At 69.3% G+C, this 6444-nt stretch carries 6 protein-coding genes; 4 read left to right on the plus strand and 2 right to left on the minus strand.

The window, feature by feature from the left end; translation table 11 throughout:
* Both VOI19_RS11610 and VOI19_RS11615 read left to right on the plus strand, forming a co-directional pair.
* The coding region (locus tag VOI19_RS11610; RefSeq protein WP_323793122.1) for an AMP-binding protein at positions 1-1227 on the plus strand (1227 nt) is incomplete at its 5' end.
* A complete protein-coding gene (locus VOI19_RS11615) occupies positions 1224-2333 on the plus strand; it encodes a nitronate monooxygenase family protein (protein WP_323793123.1) in 1110 nt (369 codons plus the stop codon). The genes VOI19_RS11610 and VOI19_RS11615, both read left to right, overlap by 4 nt.
* Positions 2334-2510: 177 nt before the next feature.
* On the opposite strand, the gene VOI19_RS11620 is transcribed toward VOI19_RS11615, so the two are convergent.
* Positions 2511-3617, minus strand: a complete 1107-nt coding sequence (locus tag VOI19_RS11620; RefSeq protein ID WP_323793124.1) for an acyl-CoA dehydrogenase family protein — start codon at positions 3615-3617, stop codon at positions 2511-2513.
* Between the two features lie 13 nt (positions 3618-3630).
* The gene (locus VOI19_RS11625) at positions 3631-4818 is read right to left on the minus strand and encodes an acyl-CoA dehydrogenase family protein (protein WP_323793125.1); all 1188 of its coding nucleotides are present in this window, start codon (positions 4816-4818) and stop codon (positions 3631-3633) included.
* Positions 4819-4902: 84 nt separating this feature from the next.
* Here VOI19_RS11625 and VOI19_RS11630 point away from each other — a divergent pair, with 84 nt between their 5' ends.
* Together VOI19_RS11630 and VOI19_RS11635 are read left to right on the plus strand one after the other, a co-directional pair.
* Positions 4903-6066, plus strand: coding sequence for a Rieske 2Fe-2S domain-containing protein (locus VOI19_RS11630; protein ID WP_323793126.1), 1164 nt, complete (start codon positions 4903-4905; stop codon positions 6064-6066).
* 9 nt (positions 6067-6075) lie between these two features.
* Positions 6076-6387: a hypothetical protein gene (locus VOI19_RS11635; protein WP_323793127.1), complete on the plus strand. Its 312-nt coding sequence runs from the start codon at positions 6076-6078 to the stop codon at positions 6385-6387.
* Positions 6388-6444 lie beyond the last annotated feature (57 nt).

Consider the following 6444-nt stretch of genomic DNA (forward strand, 5'->3'; position numbering starts at 1 on the left):
ATCTCCTCGTACGACGGCGTGCTCTACGCCGACGCGGTGGCGGGTCAGAGCGCCGAGCGCGACTTCGAGGAGCGCAGCAGCGACGACCTCCACATCATCTACACCGGCGGCACCACCGGCTTCCCCAAGGGCGTCATGTGGCGTCACGAGGACTTCTGGCGCGTGCTCGGCGGCGGCATCGACTTCTACCGCGGCGAGCCGCTCTCGGAGTACGACCAGTCCGAGCAGGCCAAGCAGGACGGCCGGATGATCACCTTCCCGCTCAGCCCGCTCATGCACGGTGGTGCCCAGGCGGGGCTCCTCATGCACCTGTTCGCCGGCCACCTCACGATCGTGGAGCCGAAGTTCGACCCCAGGCGCACCTGGGAGATCATCGAGGCCGACAAGGTCCAGCTGATCTTCATGACCGGTGACGCGATGGCCCGCCCGCTCATCGAGGAGTACGAGCGCAAGGCCGCCACCGGCACGCCGTACGACGGGTCCAGCCTGTTCGCCATCTCCAGCAGCGCCGCGATCTTCAGCCCGCCGGTCAAGAAGCGCTGGATGGCGGCGTTCCCCGACGCGATCTTCACCGATTCGGTCGGAGCGTCCGAGACCGGGTTCCAGGGCATGGGCATGACCGACAAGGACGCCCCGGTCAGCACCGACGGACCCGTCGTGGGCCTCGGTCCGAGCTCGGTCGTGCTCGACGACGACAACCGGCCGCTGGACCTCGCCACGAACGTCGGCGTCGTCGGGCGCCTCGGTCGCGGCGGCTCGGTCCCCGTGGGCTACTACAAGGACCCCGAGAAGTCCGCCAAGACGTTCCTCCAGATCGACGGTGAGCGCTACTCGGTGCCGGGCGACTTCGCCCGCATCGAGGAGGGCAACCGCGTCACGCTGCTCGGTCGCGGGTCCAACTGCGTCAACACCGGCGGCGAGAAGGTCTACCCCGAGGAGGTCGAGATGGCGATCAAGGGCCACCCCGGCGTCTACGACTGCCTCGTCGTGGGCATCCCCGACGAGAAGTTCGGCCAGTCGGTTGCGGCCGTCGTCCAGCCCCGTGAGGGCCAGACGGTGGAGCTCGACGACCTGCGCGAGTACCTGCGTGCCCACCTGTCGGGCTACAAGCTGCCCCGCAGCCTGACGCTGGTGCCCGAGATCCCACGCAACGCGACCGGCAAGGCGCAGTACCCCCGCGCCAAGGAGATGATCCTGGCCGGCGCCGGCGAAGGGGTCTCGGCATGATGCGCAGCCCGCTGTGCGAGGAGTTCGGGATCGAGTACCCGATCTTCGCCTTCACCCCCTCCGAGCATGTCGCCGCCGCGGTCTCGCGCGCCGGCGGTCTCGGCGTCCTCGGCTGCGTGCGGTTCAACGACACCGAGGAGCTCGAGAAGACGCTCACCTGGCTCGACGACAACACCGACGGCAAGCCCTACGGCGTCGACATCGTGATGCCGATGAAGGTGCCCACCGAGGGCACCCAGCTCGACCTCGGCGCGATGATCCCCGACGAGCACAAGAAGTTCGTCGACGAGACGCTGCTCAAGCTCGGCGTGCCGCCGCTCCCCGAGGGCGAGGGTCGTGACGGCGTCCTGGGCTGGCTGCACTCCATCGCCCGCTCGCACCTCGACATCGCGCTGCAGCACCGGCCGGTCTTCATCGCCAACGCCCTCGGCTCGCCGCCGAAGGACGTGATCGACAAGTGCCACGAGCACGGCATCAAGATCGGCGCGCTCGCCGGGGCGGCCAAGCACGCGCTGAGCCACGTCGCCAACGGCGTCGACATCATCATCGCCCAGGGCTACGAGGCCGGCGGTCACACCGGCGAGGTCGCGAGCATGGTGCTCCAGCCCGACATCGTCGACGCCGTGGGCCCCGACATCCCGGTGCTCGGCGCCGGCGGCATCGGCTCGGGTCGCCAGATCGCCGCGTCGCTGGCGCTCGGCTCGCAGGGTGTCTGGATGGGCTCGATCTGGCTCGGCACCCAGGAGTACCAGCTCATGGGCACCGGCAACACCGAGGCGTGGGAGACCGCGTTCACGCGTGCCACGAGCAGCGACACGGTGCGCAGCCGCGTCTACACCGGCAAGCCGGCGCGTCTGCTCAAGACGAAGTGGACCGAGGCCTGGGCCGAGGAGGGCGCCCCCGCTCCGCTGCCGATGCCCCTGCAGAACCTGCTCGTCTCCGACGCGCACAACCGCATCAGCGCCGCCAACGACCCCGACGTCATCGCGATGCCGGTCGGCCAGATCGTCGGTCGGATGAACGAGGTGCGCCCGGTCGCCGAGGTGATGGCCGACCTGGTGTCCGAGTTCGAGGAGACCGTCGCGCGGCTCGACAAGCTGCGCTGAGGACACCCCCGAGCTTGCTCGGGAGGTGTCCTCGATGGTCGTCGAGCAAGGCGACGCGTGTCGAGACGCGGTGATGTCACCGCGGACGGGGCGTCCCGAGAATGATCGGAAGCTCCACCACGAAGAGGGCCCCGCCCGAGCAGCTCGCTCGGGCGGGGCCTTCGTCGTGCGTGCAGGTCAGGCGGGTTCGGCCGCCAGGGCCCGGCCGATGGTGAGCGCTTGCTCGGTCGCGCCGCCGAAGAGCAGCTCGAACCGTTTGGCGGTGGTGAAGTAGCGGTGCGCCTCGCCGTCGAGGTCGATGCCGACCCCGCCGTGCACGTGCACCGTCGTGTGAGCCAAGGCGTGGCCGGCGTCGGCTGCCCAGAGCTTGGCGGTGGCCACCTCGGTGGAGGCGTCCAGGCCCTCGCTGAGTCGCCAGACGGCCTGCCACAGCGTGAGGCGCTGACCGAGAATGTCGATGTAGCCGTTGGCCAGACGCTGCGAGACCGCCTGGAACGTGCCGATGGGCCGCCCGAACTGCTCGCGCGTCTTGGCGTACTCCGCAGTGAGGGCCAGCGCGCCCTCGGTGACCCCGAGCTGCTCGGCAGCACCGCAGATCGTCAGCAGCTGGCCCAGTCGCTCGGCCGCTGCGCCGTCGGTCGCGCCCAGCAGCTCGGCGCGCACGTCGGTCAGCTCGAGCCGGACCACGAGGTCGCGGTCGCTGGTGTGCTGCTCGATGCGACGCACGCCGTCGGCGGACGGGTCGACGAGGAAGACCCCGACGCCGTCCGTCGTGGTGGCCGTGACGAGGAAGGCCGCCGCGACGGCACCGGCGCGCACGATCTCCTTCGAGCCGGTGAGGCTCCAGCGTTCGCCACCCGAGGAGCTCGCCAGCACGGTCGGCCGCTCGGGAAGATGGCTGCGCTCCTCGGCGACCGCCGCAGTGAGCACCAGCGACCCGCCGGCCGCTCCGGGCAGGAGCGCGGAGCGCTGCGTCGCGGTGCCGAACTCGGCCACCACCATCGCGGCCGGCCCGTGCACGGCGAGGGGGACCGGCGCGACGGTGCGGCCGATCTCGACCAGCACGCGGCACAGCTCGACGAGGCCGAGTCCGGCACCGTCGTGCTCCTCGGGGATCGCGAGCGAGGTCAGCCCGGCGTCGCTCAGCTGCTGCCACAGGGCGGTGTCGACCCGGGTGCCGGTCGCCTCGACGGCCTTCTGGTGCTCGTTGGTCGCGCGGTCCCGCAGGATCTGCGCGGCCAGCTCGGCCGCGTCGTCCTGCTCGGTGGTGAAGGTGAAGTCCATGTCGTACGCCTCCTCAGCGCTTCGCAGCCGGCAGGCCGAGGCCCACGTAGCCGATGATGTCGCGCTGGATCTCGTTGGTGCCGCCGCCGAAGGTCATGACCAGCGACGAGCGGAAGTAGCGCTCGAGGCGCCCGGCGAGGACGGCGCCCTCGGAGTCTGCGGTGATGCCGGCCCGCGGCCCGACGATCTCCATCAACGTGCGATAGACCTCGGTGTTGAGCTCGGAGCCGTAGATCTTGATCGCCGACGCCTCGGCGGGGGAGAGAGGCACCCCGGCGTCCGCGTCGGCCGCGAGCTTCCAGTTGAGCAGGGTCAGCGCCTCGACGCGGGCGTGCACCCGCCCGAGGGCGATCTGCACCCACTCGGAGTCGATGACGCGCTGCCCGTCCGGGTTCTTCGTCTGCTGGGCCCACTCGCGCACGAGCTTGAGGGAGTGGATCGTCGGCGCGGCCGAGGTCAGCGAGACCCGCTCGGCGTTGAGCTGGTTGGTCATCAGGTTCCAGCCACCGTTGAGGTCGCCGACCAGGTTGTCGGCCGGCACGCGCACGTCCTCGTAGTACGTCGCGCTTGTGCCGACCCCGGCCACGGTGTGCACCGGTGTGTAGGAGACGCCGGGGGCCTGGGCCGGGACCATGATCATCGACAGACCCTTGTGGCGAGGGAGGTCCGGGTCGGTGCGGCACGCCAGCCAGATCCAGTCGGCGTACTGGATGAGGGAGGTCCACATCTTCTGTCCGTTGACGACCCACTCGTCGCCCTCGCGGGTCGCCTTGGTCTGCAAGGACGCCAGGTCGGTTCCGGAGCCGGGCTCGGAGTAGCCGATGGAGAAGTGCAGGTCGCCGGCGAGGATGCGGGGGAGGAAGTACTCCTTCTGCGCGTCGGTGCCGTAGCGCATGATCGTCGGTCCGACGGTGTTGAGCGTCAGGTAGGGGATCGGTACGCCGGCCACGGCTGCGGCGTCGGTGAAGATGAGCTGCTCGATCATCGAGCGCGCCTGGCCGCCGTACTCCTTCGGCCAGCCGATGCCCAACCAGCCGTCGGTGCCGATCTGGCGGATCACCTCCTTGTAGACGCCGGCCTCGCCGAACTCGCCGGTGGCCGAGGCCAGTCCGGCGCGGCGTTCGGGGGTGACGAGGGCGCTGAAGTACTCCTTCAGCTCGGCTCGGAGGGTCAGGTGCTCGGGCTCGAGGGCTACACGCATGGCGCAAGACTAGAACGTGTTCTCGTTTTCGGCTAGCCTCGGGTCTCGACCCAGGAACGACGTCGTACGACACCGGAGGACCCCATGAGTGAGACCCGCATGCTCGACCAGGGCAGCGCGCCCGAGCGCTTTGCTCGCGGCTGGCACTGTCTCGGCCTCGCGAGTGCGTTCGCCGACGGCAAGCCGCACGGCATCGAGGCCTTCGGGACCAAGCTCGTGGTCTGGCAGGACACCAAGGGCGACCTCCAGGTCCTCGACGGCTACTGCCGTCACATGGGCGGCGACCTGACCCAGGGCTCGGTCAAGGGCGACGAGATCGCGTGTCCCTTCCACGACTGGCGCTGGGGCGGTGACGGCAAGTGCAAGGCCATCCCGTACGCCCGACGCGTCCCGCTGCGCGCTCGCACCCAGAAGTACGCCACCGCGATCCGCAACCAGCAGCTGATGATCTGGCACGACACCGAGGGCAGCGCTGCCGACCACGACCTCCTGCCTCCCGAGCTGCCTGGCGTCGGCACCGACGATTACACCGACTGGTCCTGGGAGGTCGTGCCGATCACCGACTCCCACTGCCGCGAGCTGATCGACAACGTCGTCGACATGGCGCACTTCTACTACGTGCACTTCTCGTTCCCCACGAGTTTCCGCAACGTCTTCGAGGGTCACGTCGCGACCCAGTTCATGGAGTCGAAGGGGCGCCCCGACATGAGCGGCGGGTACGGCGACGCCGAGATGTTCCTCAAGTCGGAGGCGACCTACTACGGGCCGTCGTACATGATCAACTGGCTCGACGTCGACTACAAGGGCTTCCTCACCGAGGTCATCCTGATCAACTGCCACATCCCGACCGGACCCAACTCGTTCACCCTGCAGTACGGCATCACGGTCAAGAAGCCCGAGGGCATCGACGAGCCCACGGCCCAGTTCATCGCCAAGAAGTACGCCGAGATGTTCGGCGGGGGCTTCCTCCAGGACGTGCACATCTGGAAGAACAAGGTCCCCGTGCAGAACCCGCTGCTCTGCGAGGAGGACGGGCCGGTCTACCAGCTTCGCCGCTGGTACGAGCAGTTCTACGTCGACGTCGCCGACATCGCCCCCGAGATGACCGACCGGTTCGAGTTCGAGGTCGACACCACCAAGGCCAACGAGTACTGGCAGGAGGAGGTGGCTGACAACCTCGCCAAGCGTGCCCAGCAGGAGTCGGATGCGGCGGCCGCATCCGACTCCTCTGCCACCGCGGACGCCTAGGCCGTCCCGATGGCCTCGTTCGTCCCCACCAGCTCCGACACCCTCGAGGACCAGCGCCTCTACACGCAGGCGCGCCAGACCGAGGTCGCCTGCCTCGACTGCCTCGCCCGGGTCGGGGTGAAGAAGAACAGCGAGCACCAGACCTCGATCCAGTGGACCGCTGCGGCTCGCGCGGCGTGCCCCGAGCTCGCGCGACGCGACGTCACTGCCGTGGACGGCTCCGGCAGGTCGGTTCACGAGGGCTGTCCACGGATGGGGGCGAGCATCGACGCGGCTGCTCGCGAGGGGAGAATCCCCCTCGGCGCCGAGGACGGCTACTGAGGCGTCGCCCGCACTTCCCCCACGAACACGAAAGAGACCTGTGGAGTTCACGTCGTA

It is taken from the genome of Nocardioides sp. (genome assembly GCF_034670285.1).
Lineage (GTDB): Bacteria > Actinomycetota > Actinomycetes > Propionibacteriales > Nocardioidaceae > Nocardioides.

Coding starts and splice junctions, on each gene's coding strand:
- VOI19_RS11630 (WP_323793126.1), top strand. CDS start 4,903: ATGAGTGAGACCCGCATGCTCGACCAGGGCAGCGCGCCCGAGCGCTTT.
- VOI19_RS11615 (WP_323793123.1), top strand. CDS start 1,224: ATGATGCGCAGCCCGCTGTGCGAGGAGTTCGGGATCGAGTACCCGATC.
- VOI19_RS11635 (WP_323793127.1), top strand. CDS start 6,076: ATGGCCTCGTTCGTCCCCACCAGCTCCGACACCCTCGAGGACCAGCGC.
- VOI19_RS11625 (WP_323793125.1), bottom strand. CDS start 4,818: ATGCGTGTAGCCCTCGAGCCCGAGCACCTGACCCTCCGAGCCGAGCTG.
- VOI19_RS11620 (WP_323793124.1), bottom strand. CDS start 3,617: ATGGACTTCACCTTCACCACCGAGCAGGACGACGCGGCCGAGCTGGCC.